Genomic DNA, 21,199 nt, shown 5'->3' with positions numbered 1-21,199 from the left:
CAATTGAGGCTTTGTCATGCTCAACGTTGTTTAATTTGGAGATGAAAAAAGCGAAGCTAAAAGAGAGCTTCGCTTATTAATGTAGGGTAAAACGAGTATCGTTAAAGCTTAAAACGTCCACTCAATATGGATTTGTGGCACTGACTCAGTGACTTCAGTACCTAGTTTATTGTGCCAGTATTGTAATTCCATACCCAACAGTAGTGTGTTTTCTTTCATTTGAAGAGCGTGGCCCATATCCCATACTAAAATAGGCTGTGCGAGTATCCACGCCTCTACATCGTTACCAAATTCATCTTCACGTTCTGCAATGTATTCAGCGTGGCCTTTAAAGCTAAATTTTTGTGAGCCAATAGTGAAAGGGTATTCAAAGGCAACATCAAGCATCCAGCTATTTGTTTCAATAGGAGCCCCGCCTTTTGCTACACCTTCACTATCGTCAATGTAAGCTGTGAATAGCGTTTGAAAAAAGTTAAACCCAGGTACATCCCAGCTTAATTTAACACCAGGCAAGTATTTCATTACTTTAGCGTCGCCAGCAACGTTAATACCACCGGTAAGGCCCACATCTAATAATGCGCCTGCGCCAATTTTTTCGCCGCTAATGGCCGATAAGCTTACCGTTGAATACCACTCACCATAAAAATCAGCATCTTGGTAACCATCATCGGTATCGTCTTTACTGTAATCGATAAAAAAGAAGTTATCGCCGTAATCGTAACCCGATGCATGTTGAACCGAGTAAACAGTGGTGTTTGACTCTTGCTCAGTGAATGGGTTTTTTTGGTTGCCATTATTAATATGTAGTGCTGTGCTGCTCCAATTAGCCGCAAAAGCAGAAGACGATAAAGCAATTGATGTAAAAGTAACGAGAGGAAGTGATTTTTTAAATTTCATATCTGTATTTAACTATAATTTTAGTGACACGCGAAGGCGCGCATTATAGCAAAAGTGATTGATATGTAGAGTATTATTTTAACATATGTTGCAGCTTACTTATTAAGCTGCAACATAGTATCGGTGTTTAAATTATGCTTTATTACGGCGTAAGCAAATAACTGCAATGGCTGTAAATGCTAAAATAAAACAGTAGTATGACGAGGTAGATACTTCCCACGGGCTAATTTTAAACGTAGCACCTAATAACAATGCTTGGGCACCGTATGGCAATGAACCCTGTGTAACACAGGCAAATATATCAAGTAAACTGGCAGAGCGTTTACCGCTTATTTCACCGTCATCTGCTAGCTTTTTAGCAATAGGACCGGCCACAATAATAGACACTGTATTATTAGCAATACATACATTACTTGTTAAAACTAACGCAGCGATACCTAATTGATCTGCCACTTTACGGTGCCATTTTGCAATGATTTTAGTAATTGCTTGAATTTTTTGAGCAATGTAATCAAGACCACCGTTGATACGAATAAATTCAGATAAGCCACCAATAAACATAGAAAGTAAAAATATTTCCTGCATATCAGTAAAGCCTTTGTAAATGTTTTTTACAAAGCTTGCGCCTTCGTAACTTCCTGTAAAGCCCATTAATGCGGCAAAAATAATACCGCTAAACAACACTACAAATACGTTCAAGCCAGCAACTGCTAACACTAAAATAAAGGCATAAGGAAGTACTAACCAAATGTCATAGTCTTTAGTTTCAACTACTTGTGCAGCAGGTGTTAAATAAAACAACAGGGCGATTGTTAGAATGGCTGCAGGGACTGCAATTTTAAGATTTTCTTTAAACTTGTCTTTCATTTCACAACCTTGCGTGCGCGTAGCTGCAATAGTGGTGTCTGAAATAATAGATAAGTTATCGCCAAACATAGCGCCAGATACAATCGTACCGGCCATTAATGCTGGATCTATACCCGTTTTAATTGATACCGCATAAGCGATAGGGCCAATGGCGCCAATTGTTCCCATTGACGTTCCCATTGCAGTAGAAACAACGGCCGCAATTAAAAACAAACCAGGGAGCAATAACGAAGGTGGAATAAGCGATAAGCCTGCATTTACTACAGCATCTACACCACCGGTTGCACTTGCCACAGCCGAAAAAGCACCTGCAAGTAAGTAGATTAAACACATGGTAATAATATTGTTGTGTCCGGCACCTTTAATAAAGGTCTCTACACATTGGTTTACCGTGCCTTTATTTAAAATAAACGCAAGCATAATAGCGGGCAATATAGCAACAGGTGCAGGTAGTTGGTAAAAAGCATAATCAACCCCTTGCGATTGCAAATACAAACCTGAGCCTAAAAATATCGCTACAAAGGTAAGTAGGGGAAGTAAAGAAAGTATTGCTTTGTTTTTATTAAATGATGGCTGCATCATAATCCTCATAACCAGTAAAATTTATCACAGCCAAAACTCCTCTTTTAGCTGAATTTAGCAGTGCAACTTTTTATTTTAAAAAGTTGTTAGCCGCAGCGTCCGCAAGCCAAAGACCAAATCGACGCGAAATAGAAGTTTAAATGTATAGATGGCTAAAGTAAACTGGTATTGTTATTATTATTAAATTAAAAGGTCACCTGACTATTGCATGACTTTTAGATAATATCTATATAGCAACGCGATTTTCAGCGATTAATATTTATCCAACTGCATAAAAATACCCACCTGCGTATTTTGTAATGCCCGGATATATGGCTAATAAACGGATTCAAATTAAATTAGGTAAAAACCATGACTACAAATCGAATAGGTGTTTTTGGTGCTAACGGCAGAATGGGCTTAGCCCTATTAGAAGCCGTGACAATTAAAGAGCAAACACAACTTACAGGCGCATATGTTCGTAGTGGTTCATCGCTATTAGGCATTAATGTAAATCAAGTAAATAGCGCAGCCGATAACAGTGTTAGCTTTAGCGACGAAAGTACAATAGATAATGTAGATGTTTTAATCGACTTTACGCTGCCAGCGGGTATGAAAAACCATTTAAAAACAGCTGTTGCACAAAAAATTCCTATGGTGATTGGCACAACAGGTTTAACAAATGATGATATGGCGCTATTACACGATGCCGCTAAACATATCCCTATTGTATTTGCGCGAAATTACAGCGTAGGTGTCAATGTATTACTTAACCTTGTGCAAACTGCAGCGACTAAGTTTGGTGACGATTTAGATATCGAAATATTTGAAGCGCATCACCGTCATAAAATAGATGCACCATCGGGTACTGCACTGGCAATAGGTGAGTCAATCGCGCAAGCGAAAGGCTGGGATCACGACGAGGTTGCGGTATATGACCGAAGCCAAGTAGAAACAGCGAAATCTCAAAATGAGATTGGTTATTCTGTCCTAAGAGGGGGCGATATAGTAGGTGAACATACCGCATACTTCGCTACAATGGGCGAAAGGCTTGAATTAACACATAAAGCAAGTTCGAGAATGACGTTCGCTCTAGGTGCTATAAGGGCTGCAAGCTGGTTGAAAAACAAACCTGCTGGACTTTATGATATGCAAGATGTGCTAGATCTTAAGTAGTTTAGTTACTATTTTAACTGTTTGGGTCTAATTTTACCTACAGTGACTTATTTGTAACAATTAACCAAATAATGTTAGACCTAAATAGCAACTTCATGTAATATGCAGCCAATTTGCCAAAAATTACTAAATGCGTGTTTCCAATTATACCCAAGTGGCTAGTAAATCCAGGGTTTCAGTGGGAATGAAAATAGTTTTAGGCAAGAAAAATGATTGAAGGTTGAATGCTTTACATCTGCATCATTTAAGACTGCGTAAAACAATTTAAGCTCACAAAAATCTGGTTTTGACGATCCCTCTGGGTATTGGCGGGGTGTTAAGCAATTGCTTACTCCCGTTTTTTACTGTTAGGAGGTTTAACTTGACTAAATCCGCTCTGTTAGTCCTAGAAGACGGCACAGTGTTTCGCGGTACTGCAATCGGCACTGACGGCATGTCAGTCGGTGAAGTGGTATTCAATACGTCTATGACTGGTTATCAAGAAATTTTGACTGATCCATCATACGCGGAACAAATCGTAACTTTGACGTACCCACATATCGGTAATACGGGTACCAACAGCGAAGACGAAGAAGCGAATCAAATTTGGGCTAAAGGCCTAGTGATCCGTGATTTGCCACTGCTAGCAAGTAACTTTCGTAACGAGCAATCGTTAGATGATTACTTAAAAGAACGTAATATTTTAGGTATTGCGGACATCGACACCAGAAAGCTAACTCGAATTTTGCGTGATAAAGGCGCACAAAACGGGTGTATTGTTGCCGGTGACGAGCTAGACGAAAATAAAGCGTTACAAGCCGCGCAAGCCTTCCCAGGCTTAAAAGGTATGGATTTAGCAAAAGTTGTCTCAACCAAGGAAAATTTTGAGTGGCGCGAATCAAGCTGGACATTAGGTGAAGGATTTAAAACCCTTGACGCTGCTGATGAAAAGTTTCATGTTGTTGCCTACGACTTCGGTGTAAAACGTAATATTTTACGTATGCTTGTAGACCGTGGTTGTAAACTTACAGTAGTACCAGCGCAAACTTCTGCCGCTGACGTACTTGCTTTAAACCCTGATGGTATCTTCCTATCTAATGGCCCTGGTGATCCTGAGCCATGTACTTACGCTATTGAAGCCATTCAAGCCTTTTTAGAAACCGACACACCTATTTTTGGTATCTGTTTAGGTCATCAGTTATTAGCTCTTGCCTCAGGTGCTAAAACAGAAAAAATGAAATTTGGTCACCACGGTGGTAACCACCCAGTTAAAGACCTAGACCGTAATGTAGTTATGATCACAGCTCAAAACCATGGTTTTGCAGCTCAAGAATCAAGCCTACCAAGTACGCTTCGTGCCACGCATAAATCGTTATTTGATGGAACGCTTCAAGGTATTCATCGTACTGATAAGCCTGCGTTTAGCTTCCAGGGTCACCCTGAAGCAAGTCCAGGTCCACACGATGCAGCACCATTATTTGACCACTTCATCGATTTGATGCAAGCGCGTAAACACTAATTTAACTGGAGTAATAATGCCAAAACGTACCGACATAAAAAGCATTCTTATCTTAGGCGCAGGCCCAATTGTAATTGGTCAAGCTTGTGAATTTGACTACTCTGGTGCTCAAGCGTGTAAAGCACTTAGAGAAGAAGGCTATAGAGTTATATTAGTTAACTCAAACCCTGCAACTATCATGACCGATCCTGAAATGGCCGATGCTACCTACATCGAACCAATTCACTGGGAAGTGGTAGAAAAAATTATTGAAAAAGAAAAGCCAGATGCAGTACTGCCTACAATGGGTGGTCAAACAGCATTAAACTGTGCACTTGATTTAGACAAGCACGGTGTATTGGCTAAGCACGGCGTTGAGCTAATTGGCGCAACGGCGGATGCAATCGACAAAGCAGAAAACCGTGAACGCTTTGACGTAGCAATGAAAAACATTGGCCTTGAATGTCCTCGTGCTGAAATTGCTCACTCAATGGAAGAAGCTAAAGATACAATGAGCCGAATTGGCTTACCATGTATCATTCGTCCTTCTTTCACCATGGGTGGCACCGGTGGCGGTGTTGCTTACAACATGGAAGAGTTTGAAGAAATTTGTGAGCGCGGTTTAGACTTATCGCCAACAAACGAATTATTGATTGATGAATCACTGATTGGTTGGAAAGAGTACGAAACAGAAGTTGTACGTGATAAAAACGATAACTGTATTATTGTTTGTACCATTGAAAACTTTGACCCTATGGGTGTTCACACTGGCGATTCAATCACCGTTGCACCAGCGCAAACGCTAACCGACAAAGAATACCAAATTATGCGTAACGCCTCTATGGCGGTATTACGTGAAATTGGTGTAGAAACTGGCGGTTCTAACGTGCAGTTTGGTATTAATCCTGAAGATGGCCGTATGGTTATCATTGAGATGAACCCACGCGTATCACGTTCATCTGCACTTGCATCAAAAGCAACGGGTTTCCCAATTGCTAAAATTGCTGCAAAGCTAGCAGTAGGTTACACGCTTGACGAGCTTCAAAACGATATTACTGGCGGTAAAACTCCAGCGTCTTTTGAGCCTTCAATCGATTACGTTGTAACAAAAATTCCTCGCTTTAACTTTGAAAAATTTGCCGGTGCTAACGACCGCTTAACTACGCAAATGAAATCGGTTGGCGAAGTAATGGCGATTGGTCGTAACCAACAAGAATCATTACACAAAGCATTACGTGGTCTTGAAGTGGGCGCAACAGGTTTTAACCCAATAGTTGCACTTGATGACCCTAAAGCGAAAGAAAAAATCATCCGCGAATTACGCGAGCCAGGTGCTGAGCGTATCTGGTACATTGCCGATGCAATGCGCCATGGTATGAGCGTTGATGATGTTTATGAGCTGACTAAAGTTAATCGCTGGTTCTTAGTACAAATAGAAGATATTTTAAAAGACGAAGCAAAAATTGGTGAAGTAGGTATGGCTGGTTTAAATGCCGACTTCCTACGTAAACTCAAACGCAAAGGTTTCGCAGATCCACGTATAGCTGAAATTGCTGGTGTATCTGAAGCTGAAATTCGTAAAAAACGTCACCTATTAAACATCGTGCCAGTATACAAGCGTGTTGATACGTGCGCCGCAGAATTTAGCTCAGACACAGCTTACATGTACTCATCTTACGATGAAGAGTGTGAAGCAAACCCAACAGATAAAGACAAAATCATGGTTATTGGTGGCGGTCCTAACCGTATCGGCCAAGGTATTGAATTTGATTACTGCTGTGTACATGCCTCGCTTGCGCTTCGCGAAGACGGCTATGAAACCATTATGGTTAACTGTAACCCTGAAACGGTTTCTACCGATTACGATACATCTGATAGACTATACTTTGAGCCAATTACACTTGAAGACGTACTTGAAATCGTACGTGTTGAAAAGCCAAAAGGCGTTATCGTGCAGTACGGTGGTCAAACACCACTTAAATTAGCGCGTGAGCTTGAAGCCAATGGCGTGCCAGTAATAGGTACCTCACCTGATGCGATTGACCGTGCAGAAGATCGCGAACGTTTCCAACAACTTGTTGAGCGTTTGAACTTACTTCAGCCAGAAAATGCAACAGTAACTTCAACTGAAGAAGCACTACTTAAATCAGTTGAAATTGGTTTTCCACTCGTTGTACGTCCGTCGTATGTACTAGGTGGTCGTGCAATGGAAATTGTATACGATGAAGACGATTTGCGTCGCTACATGACCGAAGCTGTATCTGCATCAAACGAAGCACCTGTATTACTGGACCGTTTCTTAGATAACGCAATTGAAGTTGACGTTGACGCGATTTGCGACGGCGAACAAGTAATTATTGGCGGTATCATGGAGCACATTGAGCAAGCCGGTGTTCACTCTGGTGACTCAGCATGTTCATTACCAGCACATTCTTTATCGCAAGAAGTGCAAGATGTAATGCGCAAGCAAGTAACCGATATGGCGCTTGAGCTTGGTGTTGTTGGCTTAATGAATACACAGTTTGCTGTAAAAGATGGCAAAGTGTACTTAATTGAGGTTAACCCGCGTGCAGCACGTACTGTACCGTTTGTATCAAAAGCAACCGGTGTAGCGCTTGCAAAAGTGGCGGCTCGTTGTATGGCGGGTCAGTCTTTGGCAAGCCAAGGTATTACTAAAGAAGTGCTCCCTCCTTATTACAGCGTTAAAGAAGTTGTTTTACCATTTGCTAAGTTTCAGGGTGTGGATCCAATTCGTGGCCCTGAGATGCGCTCAACGGGTGAAGTGATGGGTGTTGGTGATACTTTCGCCGAAGCATTCGCAAAAGCACAATTAGGTGCAAGCAACACTTTACCACGCGGTGGTCGCGCGTTATTATCTGTTCGTAATAGCGATAAGCCACGCATTGTTGAATTAGCCAAGATTATGACCGACTTAGGTTTTGAACTTGACGCAACGGGTGGCACGGCACAAGCTCTTGAAGAAGCTGGCATTGAAGTACGACGTGTAAACAAAGTATATGAAGGCCGCCCGCATATTCTTGATTATATCAAGAATAAAGAGTACAGCTATATCGTTAATACCACCGAAGGTCGCCAAGCGATCGAAGATTCGAAGGTGTTACGTCGTGGTGCATTGCAAAATAAAACCAACTATACGACAACCTTGAACGCAGCTTTTGCTAACTGTACTGCTAACAAAGCAGATGACCGTAGTAAAGTAACGTCAGTTCAAGAGCTACACCTGCGATTGAACTAAGGAAATGTGCCAAGGCCAACTAGGGCCTTGGTGTTAAGTGAGAAAAGTATGCAATCAATTCCGATGACAGTTCGTGGCGCAGATTTACTGCGCAAAGAGCTTAACGAATTAAAAACAGTTACCCGTCCTAAAATCGTAAGTGATATTGCGGTTGCACGTGAACATGGTGACTTAAAAGAAAACGCTGAGTACCACGCTGCGCGTGAGCAACAGGGTTTTTGTGAAGGTCGTATTCAAGAAATTGAAGCAAAGCTTTCAAATGTTCAAATTATCGATGTAACTAAAATGCCAAATACGGGCAAAGTTATTTTTGGCACAACAGTAACTATAGTAAATGTAGATACTGATGCAGAAGTAAAATACCGTATCGTAGGCGATGATGAAGCAGATATTAAAAACAACTTAATTTCTGTTAATTCACCGATTGCACGTGGCTTAATTGGTAAACAAATGGACGACGCAGTGTCTATTCAAACGCCAAAAGGTATCGTTGAGTACGAAATCATTGAAGTTGAGTATCTTTAACGCATAACTCACTTTAACGTTTTAAATAAAAACCGATGTATTTACATCGGTTTTTTTATGCCTTAAATAAATCACTATACTAATAAGAGCGTTCATATTGTATAAAGAGTAAGCATGATGATATAGGTACATAATCACTTTATACCAATCTGCTTATATATGGGGTCTATTTAACGTTAAGAAAATTACGCTAGAACTAGGCAAAAGTTTTTATATCTAGTTGTTCTAAATAAAAAACTTTTAACGACGTTATAGTGCAATTTAATTCGTTAAATTGATCAAAGATTTATGCAGGTTGGTATTATTAAAAAGGAACACTCAATGGCTAATATACTTTACCCAGCGCCTTTAAAAGTAGGTTCTAAAATTGCTATTTGCTCGCTTTCATCTGGGCTAAAAGAAAAGTATCACGGACGATTAGATATTGTTATAAATGGACTAAAACAACGAGGGTATGATGTTGTTGAAGGCGAGTTTTTACGTCAAAACAAGCCACGTGAACAGCTTAATGCTAAAGCGCATGCTAAGCAGCTAATGGGTTTTTTATTAGATGATGAAATAGATGCGATTATGCCGCCAATGGGTGGTGAGCTGGCAATGGAAATACTACCACTACTTGATTTTAACGCCATTAAAGAAGTAAAGCCTAAGTGGTTAGTTGGTTTTTCTGATGTGAGTACTATTGCATGTGCACTCACTGCTAAGTGCCAATGGGCAACCCTTCACAGCGCCAATCTTATGCAGTTACACCCTGATGAAAAAAATCCGTATAGCCTACAAATATTTGAAACTCTGACCTACGAAGCCGGTAGCAAATTTGAGCAAGGACCTTCTTCTTTATATCAAAAAAATAAGCCTAATTACGCGCAAAACCCGAACGAACTACTCAGCCCGAGTGAGCCCACAAACTGGCAATGTTTAAACTACACAGATAAACGTACTATAGAGATGTCTGGTCGCTTATTTGGTGGGTGTTTAGATACCGTAGGTTTATTGCTCGACTCGCCATTTTTAGCGCTGCATGAGTTTAAAAAGGACAGTGCGACCGAAGGGCTTATTTTATACCTCGAAAACTCAGAGCTTACACCCACAACCGTTGCACGATTTTTACTGTCATTAAAATTAGCCGGTATATTTGATGACATCAATGGCTTGGTTTTAGGGCGAAGTGAAATAACTCAAGGTCATTACGATGCCTTTGACTATCGCCATGCGTTAGATGTAGCGTTAGGTGGGTGTTTATTTCCAGTAATTTTTGATGCAGATATAGGGCACGTTCAACCTAACTTAAATTTGGTCAATGGTGCTACCTGTACGCTGGTTGCAGATATAAACGAAGGTATTGTGGAGTGCGCATCGTTAAATATTCAACTTTCGTAGTTTTTATTGTGTTTAGTTTTGAAAAACAAATAAATACAAGCGTATAATAGGCTTGCAGTAAGTGCTAACGCTTACTGTAAATTCTCAGGGCGGGGTGAAATTCCCCACCGGCGGTATGTTTAATGTTATTTGTAACTTAAATGAGCCCGCGAGCGCTTTATTTAACTTATTTTTACAGTAATTAGGTTAAGTAAAGGTCAAGCAGATCTGGTGAGATGCCAGAGCCGACGGTTACAGTCCGGATGAAAGAGAATATGGCTTATTATACTAAAACCAATTTTGTTAAAAACATGATCGTTGTATCGCATTAAGTGAACTATTTTCTTAGCGCTATAATTAGTTACTAATTTAATGTTATTGGTATAACAGTGTGCGCTGCATTTTGCTGCGTGCTTTTTGTTATTTTATCTAAGCTATTTTGGTGGTGTTCGCTTTAAATTTTAGGCGATAAATTACTGATCCTTTCACAGTCCTGAATCTATTATTTTTTATTTGGAATATAATGATGATTCAGTCTCTACTTACTCAATTCGGCGAAAGCCATACCCGCGTACAAAGCGCAATTATTGCACTACAGCAAGGGCAAGGCGTACTTGTTGTTGATGATGAAAACCGTGAAAATGAAGGCGACTTTGTATTTTCAGCTGAGCACTTAACGACTTCTCAAATGGCTGAAATGATCCGCGAAGGCAGCGGTATTGTTTGTTTATGCATGGGGGATGAGCGCATTAAACAGCTCGACTTACCGCAAATGGTAGCTAACAATACGAGTCAAAATAACACCGCTTATACAGTCACTATTGAAGCTAAGCATGGCGTAACAACAGGTGTGTCTGCTGCTGATAGAGTAACTACTATAAAAGCAGCGACAGCGGATAATGCAAAACCAAGTGATTTATCGCGCCCAGGGCATGTATTTGGTTTAAAGGCACAAACGGGTGGCGTATTAGTGCGTCGCGGTCATACCGAAGCATCCGTTGATTTAATGCAACTTGCCGGCTTAAAACCATTTGGCGTAATTTGCGAACTGACAAATCCTGATGGTTCAATGGCGCGCTTACCTGAGGTGAGTGATTATGCTAATAAACATAATATGACCGTGGTTTCTATTGAAGATTTAGTGCAATACATTCAGGCTGCACAGCGCAAAGTAAGTTAAACTGCTTTAAAGCAAAAAAACCACTTATTTAAATAAGTGGTTTTTTAATATTGTTATCATTTAAGTTTATAACGTATTACTTATAAAACCTGAATAACTTGCTCTTTTGCTAAGCGAGATTTAGGTAATTTAGCATTATAATCTTCAGCGCTATCATGATAGCCAAGTACTAATGCGACGTCGCATACGTAACCATCAAGTTCTTTTTCAAAGACTTCGCCAATCAGCTGTGCGTCTACGCCTTCCATTGGGGTTGAATCAATGCCTAAACGTGCAGCGGCATGCATAGTGTTACCCAGTGCAATGTAAGTTTGTGCTTTAGTCCACTCTTCATTAACGCCTTGCTCATCAGTATTCATATCAACAAACGCATAAGCACCAAAAGCTTGTTCGCGATTTTCTGCTTTAGTACGGCCATTTTTAATATCTGCATCAATAACTTGTTCGTAGTCATCGCGGGTATATTTAGGATTGTGAGCGAACAATATTATATGCGAAGCTGTTTTAATATGTGGCTGGTTAAACGCAAATTTATTAGCAAATGTACTATGCATACGCTCTTTAGCCTCATCTGATTCAATTACGATGAATTTCCAAGGCTGCGAGTTAATAGATGATGGAGATAGGCGCATAGCTTCGTAAATAACGGCTAAATCGTCTTGAGATACACGTTTTGTTGCATCGTAACGTTTTGCTGTGTAACGCTTTTCTAAGTCATTAATAATAGGGTGAGTCATTAGTTTCTCCATTGAGTAGGTGTTTTACCAGTATTTACTATGTTGAGTCAGTTTTAGTAAAAACAAACCCTTTTAAAAATTTATTACAAAAATAATATCGTGTTTTTAAATCACTCTACTTATTTGATTCAATTGATATCTACGTAAAATAAGGCCTATCAATATAGCTAGGTACGGATAGTAGTGGGTTATTACAATATGATAAACAGGTATATGGTTAAATCATTATCAAATATTATTAGGTAATAGTTTCTTTAATAAATATAAATACACTAATAGCCACCCCGAAATATTGGCTGAAGACACCAGTTGCATTGGTGCCTTCAATTAATTCAGGCAGCGCGTGTTTAGTATTTATGGAATTAAAAACCTTCCAACACTATTTTGCCAATAGAGCGACCTTCTTCAAGTTCTGCGTGTGCAATACGCAGGTTAGCCGCATTTATAATGCCTAAATTTTTACCAATCGTTGTTTGAATGTAGCCTTGGTCAATCAAATCGGCAACATGATTTAATAACTTACTTTGCTCAATTAAATCTTTGGCGTTAAACATTGAGCGGGCAAACATAAATTCCCAATGTAGAGATAAACTCTTCATTTTTAATTTACTTACATCGAGTGACTCAGGATCGTCAATCATTGCAATTTTACCAAATGGTGCAAGTACGTCTGTATATGCTTCTAAGTAAGTATCAGTACTGTGCAGGCTTGCTACATGTGTTACCGAGCCAATGTTTAATGCGTCAATTTGAGCGGGTAATGGTTTTGTATGATCAACAACATAATCAGCACCTAGTTTTTTAACCCATGCTTGTGAGCTTTCGCGCGATGCAGTGGCAATCACCGTTGCGCCAGTAATCGCTTTAGCAATTTGAATAAAAATAGAGCCAACGCCGCCTGCGGCACCTGTTACTAAAATAACTTCGTCTGATTTTGTTGTTGCATCAGCAGCTTGTTTTACAATGTTTAAATGCTCAAATAATAATTCGTACGCTGTTATTGCGGTAAGGGGTAATGCAGCAGCTTCAGCATCGTTTAAGCTCTGCGGTTTAAATCCTACAATGCGCTCATCCACTAATTGAAATTCTGCATTACTACCTGGGCGAGTAATATCACCAGCGTAATAAACCGCATCACCGAGTTTAAATGCCGTTACAGCATCGCCGATTGCAACAACTTCACCAACGGCATCCCAACCAATAACTTTTACTTCACCCTCAGCAGGGGGCATAGATGCACGCACTTTGTAATCTACTGGGTTAACTGCAATAGCTTTAACTTTTATAAGTAAATCGCGACCTGTTGCAACTGGCTGTGGTAATTCAACATCAATTAACGATTCAGGGTTAGTAATAGGAAGAGATTTTTATAACCAATGGCTTTCATAATAAATGTCCTAGTTTGTTTACATATAAGGTGCAAGCCATGCTTTGGCGAGCTGATAGATATATAATAGACCTTGCTTTAACATAGATAAACCGCATAATTGTTGAATCATTATCAAATATAAATAGATAACATGAACATAGAAGATTTAAAACTTATTTTAAAAGTCGCTGAGTTTAGAAGTATTACGCTCGCAGCTGCTAAGTTAGATATGCGTACAGCCACAGCAAGCGCTGCTATTAAACGTGTTGAGTCAGCCCTTGGTAGTGAACTGTTTGTTCGTACAACACGTCATTTGAGGCTATCGGCTGCTGGGGAGCGCTACATACCACAATGTGAGCAGGCTTTGGCAGTACTTGAGCTTGCAAAGCAAAACCTTAAAGGTGAGCACGACGAAATAGAAGGCGAATTGCGTGTTGCCCTTTCATCTGACTTAGGGCGTAACTTAGTGATCCCATGGATTGATGAACTTATGGACACTTATCCAAAGCTAAGTTTAAGAACGCATATAAGTGATAGTAATATCGACTTTTACCGTGACTCAGTTGATATAGCGCTTCGTTATGGCTCGCCTAATGATGCTAGCGTTTATGGTTTCAAAATTTGTAACGTACCGCGCTTGTTATGTGCAACTGACGAATACCTCTTACGAAATGGGGCTCCCGTGCATCCTGATGATTTAGCATCGCATCAAGGTTTGTTTTATCAGTTGCAGGATATTATAAATAATACGTGGGAATTCACCGATGGTGAGTCAAAATATAAAGTTAAAATGGACGGTAGGCGCGCCTCAAACGATGGCGATTTAGTGAGGCGCTGGTGCGTTGCGGGTAAAGGCTTGGCTGTAAAATCAGCCCTTGATATAGCTGATGATTTACTCAATGGCAGGGTGATTACTGTAATGCAAGATTATCAACATGTTAATGGTGAACTTTGGCTTATTTGCCCAAGTAGGCAGTCAATAACCCCGGCGGTGCGTTTACTACGTGATGCATGCAGAGCAAAATCCCAAGCTATTTTGCAGCAGTTGGTAAAGAAAGGAATTATTGATAAAAGCGCTCTGAGCTAATTAGTCTACTTAATAATGCCACTGGCTTAGAGCTGGTGGCATTTATCGTATTCGTTAACTTAGCTTTTTATTAAAAAACTCAACGGTACGTTGCCATGCAAGCTCGGCATTGTCTTTATCATATCTACCTGTAGAGTCGTTATGAAAACCATGATTTGCCCCTTTATACATATGCATAGTGTATTCAACATTATTAGCTTTTAAATCTTGTTCGTACTGTGGCCACGACGCGTTTACACGTTTATCCAGTTCGCCTAATTGAATCATTAGCGGCGCTTTAATATTTTTACGTAAACTTTCACTGGCAGGAGTGCCGTAAAAAGGTACGCCGGCACTGAGTAAGTTGCTATCTACTGCCGCTAAGTAATTAACAATGTAGCCACCAAAACAAAAACCGACAGCGCCTAACTTACCGCTACTGTTAGCATGCGATTTTAAAAAGTGCGCAGCAGCTACAAAATCGTTTTGAATTTTAGCTCTGTCCATAGTTTTTTGCATAGCGCGTCCTTCATCATCATTGCCAGGGTAGCCACCCAGTGGAAATAGCGCATCGGGTGCAAATGCAATAAAGCCTACCTTCGCTAAGCGCCTTGCTACATCTTTTACGTACGGATTTAATCCACGGTTTTCGTGGACCACAAGTACAACTGGAAGCTTACCTTCTATGTTTTTAGGGGTTGCTAAGTAACCTTTGCCTTTACCGTGCCCGTCTGGCGAATCAAATTCTTCGTACGTTGCTTTAATATCATCGTCATTAAACGATACTTGTTCAGCCAATGCGTAATTAGGTAATAATGCTGATGTAAGTACAGCCATCGAAAAGCCAAGAGCAGCAAGGCCACCGAGTTTTTTCATAAAAGTACGTCGGTCCATTAAACCGTGGGCGTATTCGTCATACCAATCAAAGGCTTCTTGAGGAATGTGATCAGAGGGAGATGTATTCATGGCTGTTCCTTAATTTTATTATGTCTATTTATTATTTAAATACCATAACGTATTAGGGATAAAAAACGAGCAATATTTCTCTCAATTATTAGGACTGTTGCCAAAGTTATCCTGCGTGTTAAAAAATAAGTAATAGAAGTATTGTTAGCAAATAGGTGAATATTATTTTTAAGCTAAAAATAAAAAGCTCGGCATAATATGCCGAGCTTTTTTGGTTGGGATGTTACTTAATTTAGCTGTGAGTAGGTGCTGGTTGGGCATCTACTAGTGGTGGCTTGCCACGCATTTTACGTACTAATCGTTTAGCATCTTCTAGTGCAACATACTGGCACGGTATAAGTATCAGTGTAATTACTGTGGCAAATAACACACCAAAAGCAAGTGATACAGCCATTGGGATAACAATTTTAGCTTGTAAACTTGTTTCAAAAATAATTGGCATTACACCAATAAAGGTAGTGATTGAGGTAAGTAATATCGCTCTAAAGCGACGAGCACCGGCTTGCATTACAGCATCCTTAATCGCAACGCCTTCAGCGCGTGCTTTGTTTACAAAATCAACCATAACGAGGGAGTCATTTACGACCACACCCGCTACAGCAATAATGCCAAACATCGATAAGCTGCTCATAGTCATACCTAAAATCATATGGCCAAACATCGCGCCAACTACACCAAACGGAATAACCGACATTATAATAAGTGGCTGCGAGTAAGAACGAAGCGGAATCGCTAACAAGGCAAATATAATCATCATTGATATACCAAAGTCACGAAGCTGCTCTGAAGCGCTGTCCATCTCTTCTTGAATGCGCCCAGCTACATCACTTGTAACGCCAGGGTAGCTTTTAAGTAATGTTGGTAAGTATTCATCACGAATTTCTTCTGCAATTGCAAATGGTTCGGCTTGGTCGGTATTTACCGCAGCCCATACGTTTACAGTACGTTTAGAGTTTTCGCGGCGAATACGGTTTACACCGTCAACCAATTTAACTTCAGCGACTTCACTTAGCGGAACTTCAGCGCCAGTAGGCGTAATAATACGCACACTTGCTATGTCACTAATTGAGTTACGTTCGTCTTCTGGGTAGCGGATCATAACTTTAATTTCTTCGCCTTCACGCAATATTCGCTGCGCTTCTAAGCCGTAGTAACTAAAGCTAACTTGCGATGCTACATCAGCAAGCGTTAAACCCATGCTGTAAGCGAGTGGTTTTAAATCAAGTTGCACTTCGTCGGTAGCGCTTTGCATTGAGTCGTTTACGTCGCCAACGCCTTCCATTGTTTGTAATTTGGCTTTTAATTTACCAGCCACCTCTTTTAGCTCGTCAGCATTTTTACCTTCAAGTTTAAAGCTAACGTCGCCATCATCTCGACCGCCATTCATTATACTGTCTTGAATGGTCATGGTTTTAATGCCAGGTAGGGCGGGCATTTGCTCACGCCATAATGCACTTAGGGCAAAGGTATCGATAGGGCGTAAATCAGGCTCTACCAAAATGGCCATAATATTTGCTTGCGTTCGTCCGCGCAGACTTACCGATAAATCGCGGATCATCGGTTTACCGTACTGCTCTTGTAGTTGCTGATCAACTTTTAACAACACGCTTTCTATTTTACGTGCGGTTTCAAGCGTTGCTTGCTCAGATGAGGCAAGGTTCATTTCTATATCAATACGTGGAAAGTCGTGCGGTATTTTAGGGTTTGGTACAAACTTAACTAAACCACCTGCAAACATACCTGCGCTTACAATAAGCAAACACATAAAGCCAACAATTACGGTATAGCGATAATGAATACAGCGGCCAACAAAAGGAAGGTAGTAGTTATTTACAAAGCTTTTTAAACTGCTATCAATCACCATACGTAAGCGATGTAATAGATTTTTAGGGTTTGGTTTACGTGGGTTCATTGCTGCGATATGTGCAGGCAAAATAAGTTTTGATTCAATGAGTGAAAAAATCAAACATAAAATAATCACGCCACCAATTGCTTTAGAAAAAGCAGCGCCAGGGCCGGTTGCCATTGTTTGCGGTAAAAATGCCGCAATGGTAGTTAATACACCAAAGGTTGCTGGCATCGCGACGCGTTTTACACCGCGTACAACGTTATCAAGTGTGTGACCGTATTTTTCTATTTCGGCACTGGCTGACTCGCCCACAACTATGGCGTCATCAACAACAATCCCGAGTACAAGTATAAAGGCAAAAAGAGAGGCTAGGTTAATTGTTACATCTAAAAAGCCAATAGGCATAAATAAAAAGGCGCCTAGAAAAGACACCGGTAAGCCCATCATTACCCAAAATGCCAAGCGTAACGGTAAAAATAGTGCCAGTACTATCATTACTAACAAGCCACCCCAAATCATGTTATCGACCATCATATCGAGTCGACCTTCAAGGTAGTAAGTTAAATCAACAATAGGAGATAGCTTAACGCCTGCAGGTAAAAGCGGCTCTTTAGCTGCCATGTAGCTTTTAAGTACTTTTGCTACATCGGTAATGTCTTGATCTTTTGATGCGTTAACTTCAAATGAGAGTGAATTTTTACCATTATATTTAGAATATTGTAGGCCTTCTTCAAAGCCGTCATTAATGGTTGCTACATCGCCTAAATAAATTTGTGCGCCATCAGCAAGGGTAATAAGTGGCAGTTTTTCAAACTCAAAGCCACGATAGGCTTGTTTTTCAACACGCATCGAAATATAACCGTTTTCAGATCGTATTTGCCCCGCCGACATATTTGCCGAAAAATTTTGCACCGCGCCTGCAATATCTCTAAATGTTAAGCCATATTCGCGCAGTTTATCAGGGCTAACTTCTATACCAATTTCGTATTCTAAACCGCCGTTAAAATTAACAAGATTTACGTGAGGCAGTGCTTGTAACTCGTCTTTAATATCGTTGCCAAGCTCTTTTAACTGGTAGTTACTCATGTCGCCATAAAGCGCGAGTATCATTACTTCTTGCTCAAACTTATCGCGGCGAACAACAGGGCGCTCCATTCCCGCAGGAAAGGTGTTTATTGAATCAACTTGTACTTTAATTTCATCAAGTACTTCTTGTGGATTGTATTGTTCTTCTATTTCAATCCACGCTTGTGAAAAACCACGGTTAGAGTAAGTAATTAGGCGTTTAATGCCTTCAATACCTTCGAGGTTTTCCTCAACTTTTATGGTTATTCCTTCTTCAACTTCTTGCGGGGCTGCACCTGGGTAAACCGCTTGTACGCTTATCCAGTTACTTTCAAACTGTGGGAACATTTGTTTGCGAATGGTCATCGCCATTAAAATACCGCCCACTAATATAAATATCATTAGTAGGTTGGCAGCAACGGGATTTCGGGCAAACCATGCTATTAACCCTGTTTCACGAGTGTTCATGATTATTCCTCTTTCAGCGCAAGTTGAGTTACATCAGTTTTATCAGGCGCAATATCTTCAACTTTTACTGCCATACCTTCAGTTGGATACTCAAGCGCTGAGGTAATAATTTGCTCGCCATTTTTTAGCCCTTGGCTAGCTATAATCATGCCGTTTTGTTCGCGTATAATATTGAGAGTTTTAAACGATAATGTTAAATCGTCATTTAAAATTACAATTTTATTATCTTTAACTAAATGATGCGCAACAATTATTGCGTTATCAAGCGGGCGACCTTCAATGGTAGCGTTAATGTATGAACCAAAACGAAGAGGGCGTGCTTTGTCGCCATAAGGTGTTGCAAGTTGTGCTACCAAATAGCTCATACGGCTTGTTTGATCAACCACACCTTCGGTGCGAATTACTTTGGCTTGCCACATTGTTTGTTTACCTGCGTATTCTGCGTTAAATGTAACATTTGAGCCTACGCCGCCATTTTTTAAATATTGCAGTTCTTGATCGGCAACCGGTAAACGTACCTCTGCAACTGAGGTTGCGCTTAGTGCGCCAAAACTGTTACCTGGGTTTACTACTGAACCCAAGCTAATTGTGCGCTCATTAATAATGGCATCATAAGGGGCTTTAATATAAGTACGCTCAAGATTGCGGCTAGCACGTTTAACACTTGCTTGAGCAGAGCGGTAACGCGCTAATTTTTCTGCCAGCTGTGGTTTTCGTAAATAAAGTTCTGATGCAATAGCATCGCTTGAGTCTGACTTAATGCGCTCCCACTCAGCTTGAGCGACATGTGCTTGCGCGCGTTCTATTTCAAGTGCTGAGCTTGCTTGTGCTAAACCCGCTTGCGCTTCAATAAAGTCTGCCTCGTAATCATTTGCATCAATTCGTGCTAAAATATCGCCTTGCTTTACAAACGCGCCTTCAACAAATTGATCTGATACCGAAATAACTTGCCCGCTAACTTGTGCTATTAGCTCGGTACGATACTTTGGTTTAACAATGCCGTACGATTTAACATCTAGCGTTATAGAATCTAAAAGTACGCTTTGTGTTGCTACTAAAGGACGTAAATCTTGCTCTGGCTTTTCTTCGGGTGGTTTTTTCATTGCCATAAAGGCGAAAGCTAAAGCAATACCGCCTGCTAAAACAGCGATTGGGAGTATTATTTGTTTTGTAGTAGCCACAAGGCATTCCTTCATAATTGGTGGTGACAGAGCAATAATACGCAATAAAGTGTTTACAAGCTGTTTTAAGATGTAACAAAGCATTACATGTGTGTGTTACAACTTACTATGCGGCTAATTACGTTCCTAAAAAGGAATTAAAGTAAGTGTTTTTTATACCGAGGAAATTATGAAAACCGAATCGATGAATTGCAGGCTAGGCTGCGGCGCATGTTGTATTGCGCCTAGTATTAGTTCGCCTATTCCAGGTATGCCAAATGGTAAAAAGGCCGGAGAGCGCTGTATTCAGCTAGACGAACGTAATTTATGTAAGTTATTTGGTGATTCAAGCCGACCTAAAGTATGCAGTGATTTTAGCGCCACGCTTGATGTGTGCGGGTCAACAAATGCACAAGCTTTAGCACTTATTACAGAGCTTGAAGAGCTAACTTAATCCTCGTTTTTAATACACATCTATTTACAATATATTATTAATAAAAATCTTCACAAGGTTATTAAAAGCAGTCGTTAATTTATTTGATGGCGAAATATTAGACATATTTAATTTTGTTGCTAATATAGGAAATTGTAAGATACTTTTTATAAATCTCATTTATAGGTGATTTCGTTCAATCTTAATTTTTAAAAGGAAAGAAAAATGAAAAATTTACTTACAGCATTTACATTAGGTGTGACTTTATTAGGTTGTTCAAACTTACCCATTAAAACCGATATTAAAGAAGACCACTTTAGACTCGAAAACTTTAAAAGAGAGCAGGGAGTAGATCTAGAATATGTCCACTTGATGTGCTTTAACAAAAAACCTACACAATGGGCTGAACCAAAGCAGTATATCAGTGGTGAGCATGATTTATGGGTAAAGGCGAGTGTTTCAAACCCTGATGTTTTAAATAGTCAAAAAGAAGCTTTTGTTAATTTTAACGTTAATTTAGATTCTAATAAAAGCTACATGCTAAATAGAAAAAGGGAAGGGGATAAAATATCAATCTGGATACAAGAAGTTGAAACCGGTACGGTTGTTTCAAAGGTTCTTACAGATGAGCTTAGTCGCCCTTTACAAATTGATAATGAGCTAAGAAAAAGACAATGTCGTTCTGGTTCAATATAAGCTGAGTAATCAAAGCTCTTAATATTTAGTATGGCGTTTATTCCTTGCTAAATATTTATTCAAAGACCTATTTTAAATAAACAGGTCTTTGA

15 protein-coding genes, 1 pseudogene and 1 riboswitch are annotated in these 21,199 nt (G+C 40.0%); of the genes and pseudogenes, 9 read left to right on the top strand and 7 right to left on the bottom strand.

Annotated elements, in window-relative coordinates:
• Positions 1–108: 108 nt before the first annotated feature.
• Entirely contained in the window at positions 109–897 is a 789-nt protein-coding gene (locus I6F10_RS04440; RefSeq protein WP_197098499.1) for a nucleoside-binding protein, read from the bottom strand.
• A gap of 132 nt (positions 898–1,029) precedes the next feature.
• Positions 1,030–2,343, bottom strand: a complete 1,314-nt coding sequence (locus tag I6F10_RS04435) for a Na+/H+ antiporter NhaC family protein (RefSeq protein WP_165742828.1) — start codon at positions 2,341–2,343, stop codon at positions 1,030–1,032.
• Positions 2,344–2,697: 354 nt separating this feature from the next.
• On the opposite strand from I6F10_RS04435, the gene dapB reads away from it, so the two are divergent.
• From dapB to ribB, 6 genes are all read left to right on the top strand, one after another.
• Positions 2,698–3,501, top strand: coding sequence for a 4-hydroxy-tetrahydrodipicolinate reductase (dapB, locus tag I6F10_RS04430; RefSeq protein WP_165742787.1), 804 nt, complete (start codon positions 2,698–2,700; stop codon positions 3,499–3,501).
• A 361-nt stretch (positions 3,502–3,862) separates the two neighbouring features.
• Entirely contained in the window at positions 3,863–4,999 is a 1,137-nt protein-coding gene (carA, locus tag I6F10_RS04425) for a glutamine-hydrolyzing carbamoyl-phosphate synthase small subunit (protein ID WP_165742788.1), read from the top strand.
• 16 nt (positions 5,000–5,015) lie between these two features.
• Positions 5,016–8,234 (top strand): carbamoyl-phosphate synthase large subunit, encoded by a 3,219-nt coding sequence (gene carB / locus I6F10_RS04420; RefSeq protein ID WP_165742789.1) that lies wholly within the window; start codon positions 5,016–5,018, stop codon positions 8,232–8,234.
• A gap of 48 nt (positions 8,235–8,282) precedes the next feature.
• Positions 8,283–8,759 carry a transcription elongation factor GreA gene (gene greA / locus I6F10_RS04415; RefSeq protein ID WP_149592013.1) on the top strand — a complete coding sequence of 159 codons (477 nt, stop codon included), beginning with the start codon at positions 8,283–8,285 and terminating at the stop codon, positions 8,757–8,759.
• Between the two features lie 321 nt (positions 8,760–9,080).
• Positions 9,081–10,139, top strand: a complete 1,059-nt coding sequence (locus I6F10_RS04410; protein ID WP_165742790.1) for a S66 family peptidase — start codon at positions 9,081–9,083, stop codon at positions 10,137–10,139.
• Positions 10,140–10,215: 76 nt separating this feature from the next.
• A riboswitch (FMN riboswitch) is annotated at positions 10,216–10,397 on the top strand.
• 247 nt (positions 10,398–10,644) lie between these two features.
• Positions 10,645–11,298: a 3,4-dihydroxy-2-butanone-4-phosphate synthase gene (gene ribB / locus I6F10_RS04405; protein ID WP_165742829.1), complete on the top strand. Its 654-nt coding sequence runs from the start codon at positions 10,645–10,647 to the stop codon at positions 11,296–11,298.
• 80 nt (positions 11,299–11,378) lie between these two features.
• On the opposite strand, the gene I6F10_RS04400 is transcribed toward ribB, so the two are convergent.
• Together I6F10_RS04400 and I6F10_RS04395 are read right to left on the bottom strand one after the other, a co-directional pair.
• Complete coding sequence (locus I6F10_RS04400; RefSeq protein WP_165742791.1) at positions 11,379–12,035, bottom strand: nitroreductase family protein; 657 nt, start codon at positions 12,033–12,035, stop codon at positions 11,379–11,381.
• 362 nt (positions 12,036–12,397) lie between these two features.
• Positions 12,398–13,422: pseudogene (locus tag I6F10_RS04395) on the bottom strand (zinc-binding alcohol dehydrogenase family protein).
• A gap of 133 nt (positions 13,423–13,555) precedes the next feature.
• Here I6F10_RS04395 and I6F10_RS04390 point away from each other — a divergent pair.
• On the top strand, positions 13,556–14,491 hold the full coding sequence (locus tag I6F10_RS04390; protein WP_165742792.1) for a LysR family transcriptional regulator: 936 nt from the start codon (positions 13,556–13,558) through the stop codon (positions 14,489–14,491).
• Positions 14,492–14,545: 54 nt separating this feature from the next.
• Here the strand turns inward: I6F10_RS04390 and I6F10_RS04385 are convergent, their stop codons facing one another.
• The 3 genes from I6F10_RS04385 to I6F10_RS04375 all read right to left on the bottom strand — a co-directional run bounded on the left by I6F10_RS04385 (position 14,546) and on the right by I6F10_RS04375 (position 19,999).
• Positions 14,546–15,436, bottom strand: coding sequence for a dienelactone hydrolase family protein (locus tag I6F10_RS04385; RefSeq protein ID WP_165742793.1), 891 nt, complete (start codon positions 15,434–15,436; stop codon positions 14,546–14,548).
• Between the two features lie 232 nt (positions 15,437–15,668).
• On the bottom strand, positions 15,669–18,818 hold the full coding sequence (locus I6F10_RS04380; protein ID WP_165742794.1) for an efflux RND transporter permease subunit: 3,150 nt from the start codon (positions 18,816–18,818) through the stop codon (positions 15,669–15,671).
• Between the two features lie 2 nt (positions 18,819–18,820).
• Positions 18,821–19,999, bottom strand: a complete 1,179-nt coding sequence (locus tag I6F10_RS04375) for an efflux RND transporter periplasmic adaptor subunit (RefSeq protein ID WP_165742795.1) — start codon at positions 19,997–19,999, stop codon at positions 18,821–18,823.
• A gap of 169 nt (positions 20,000–20,168) precedes the next feature.
• Here I6F10_RS04375 and I6F10_RS04370 point away from each other — a divergent pair, with 169 nt between their 5' ends.
• Both I6F10_RS04370 and I6F10_RS04365 read left to right on the top strand, forming a co-directional pair.
• Positions 20,169–20,432 (top strand): YkgJ family cysteine cluster protein, encoded by a 264-nt coding sequence (locus tag I6F10_RS04370; RefSeq protein WP_182738329.1) that lies wholly within the window; start codon positions 20,169–20,171, stop codon positions 20,430–20,432.
• A 204-nt stretch (positions 20,433–20,636) separates the two neighbouring features.
• Positions 20,637–21,107: a hypothetical protein gene (locus tag I6F10_RS04365; protein WP_197098498.1), complete on the top strand. Its 471-nt coding sequence runs from the start codon at positions 20,637–20,639 to the stop codon at positions 21,105–21,107.
• Positions 21,108–21,199 lie beyond the last annotated feature (92 nt).

This window comes from Pseudoalteromonas sp. SWYJZ98 (genome assembly GCF_015864495.1).
In the GTDB taxonomy this organism is placed as follows: Bacteria; Pseudomonadota; Gammaproteobacteria; order Enterobacterales; family Alteromonadaceae; genus Pseudoalteromonas; species Pseudoalteromonas distincta.
The sequence above is the reverse complement of the archived record's forward strand: the minus strand, read 5'-3'. Positions and strand labels throughout refer to the sequence as shown.

Coding starts and splice junctions, on each gene's coding strand:
- I6F10_RS04390 (WP_165742792.1), top strand. CDS start 13,556: ATGAACATAGAAGATTTAAAACTTATTTTAAAAGTCGCTGAGTTTAGA.
- I6F10_RS04370 (WP_182738329.1), top strand. CDS start 20,169: ATGAAAACCGAATCGATGAATTGCAGGCTAGGCTGCGGCGCATGTTGT.
- I6F10_RS04385 (WP_165742793.1), bottom strand. CDS start 15,436: ATGAATACATCTCCCTCTGATCACATTCCTCAAGAAGCCTTTGATTGG.
- carB (WP_165742789.1), top strand. CDS start 5,016: ATGCCAAAACGTACCGACATAAAAAGCATTCTTATCTTAGGCGCAGGC.
- I6F10_RS04365 (WP_197098498.1), top strand. CDS start 20,637: ATGAAAAATTTACTTACAGCATTTACATTAGGTGTGACTTTATTAGGT.
- I6F10_RS04400 (WP_165742791.1), bottom strand. CDS start 12,035: ATGACTCACCCTATTATTAATGACTTAGAAAAGCGTTACACAGCAAAA.
- I6F10_RS04410 (WP_165742790.1), top strand. CDS start 9,081: ATGGCTAATATACTTTACCCAGCGCCTTTAAAAGTAGGTTCTAAAATT.
- dapB (WP_165742787.1), top strand. CDS start 2,698: ATGACTACAAATCGAATAGGTGTTTTTGGTGCTAACGGCAGAATGGGC.
- greA (WP_149592013.1), top strand. CDS start 8,283: ATGCAATCAATTCCGATGACAGTTCGTGGCGCAGATTTACTGCGCAAA.
- I6F10_RS04435 (WP_165742828.1), bottom strand. CDS start 2,343: ATGCAGCCATCATTTAATAAAAACAAAGCAATACTTTCTTTACTTCCC.
- I6F10_RS04380 (WP_165742794.1), bottom strand. CDS start 18,818: ATGAACACTCGTGAAACAGGGTTAATAGCATGGTTTGCCCGAAATCCC.
- I6F10_RS04440 (WP_197098499.1), bottom strand. CDS start 897: ATGAAATTTAAAAAATCACTTCCTCTCGTTACTTTTACATCAATTGCT.
- ribB (WP_165742829.1), top strand. CDS start 10,645: ATGATTCAGTCTCTACTTACTCAATTCGGCGAAAGCCATACCCGCGTA.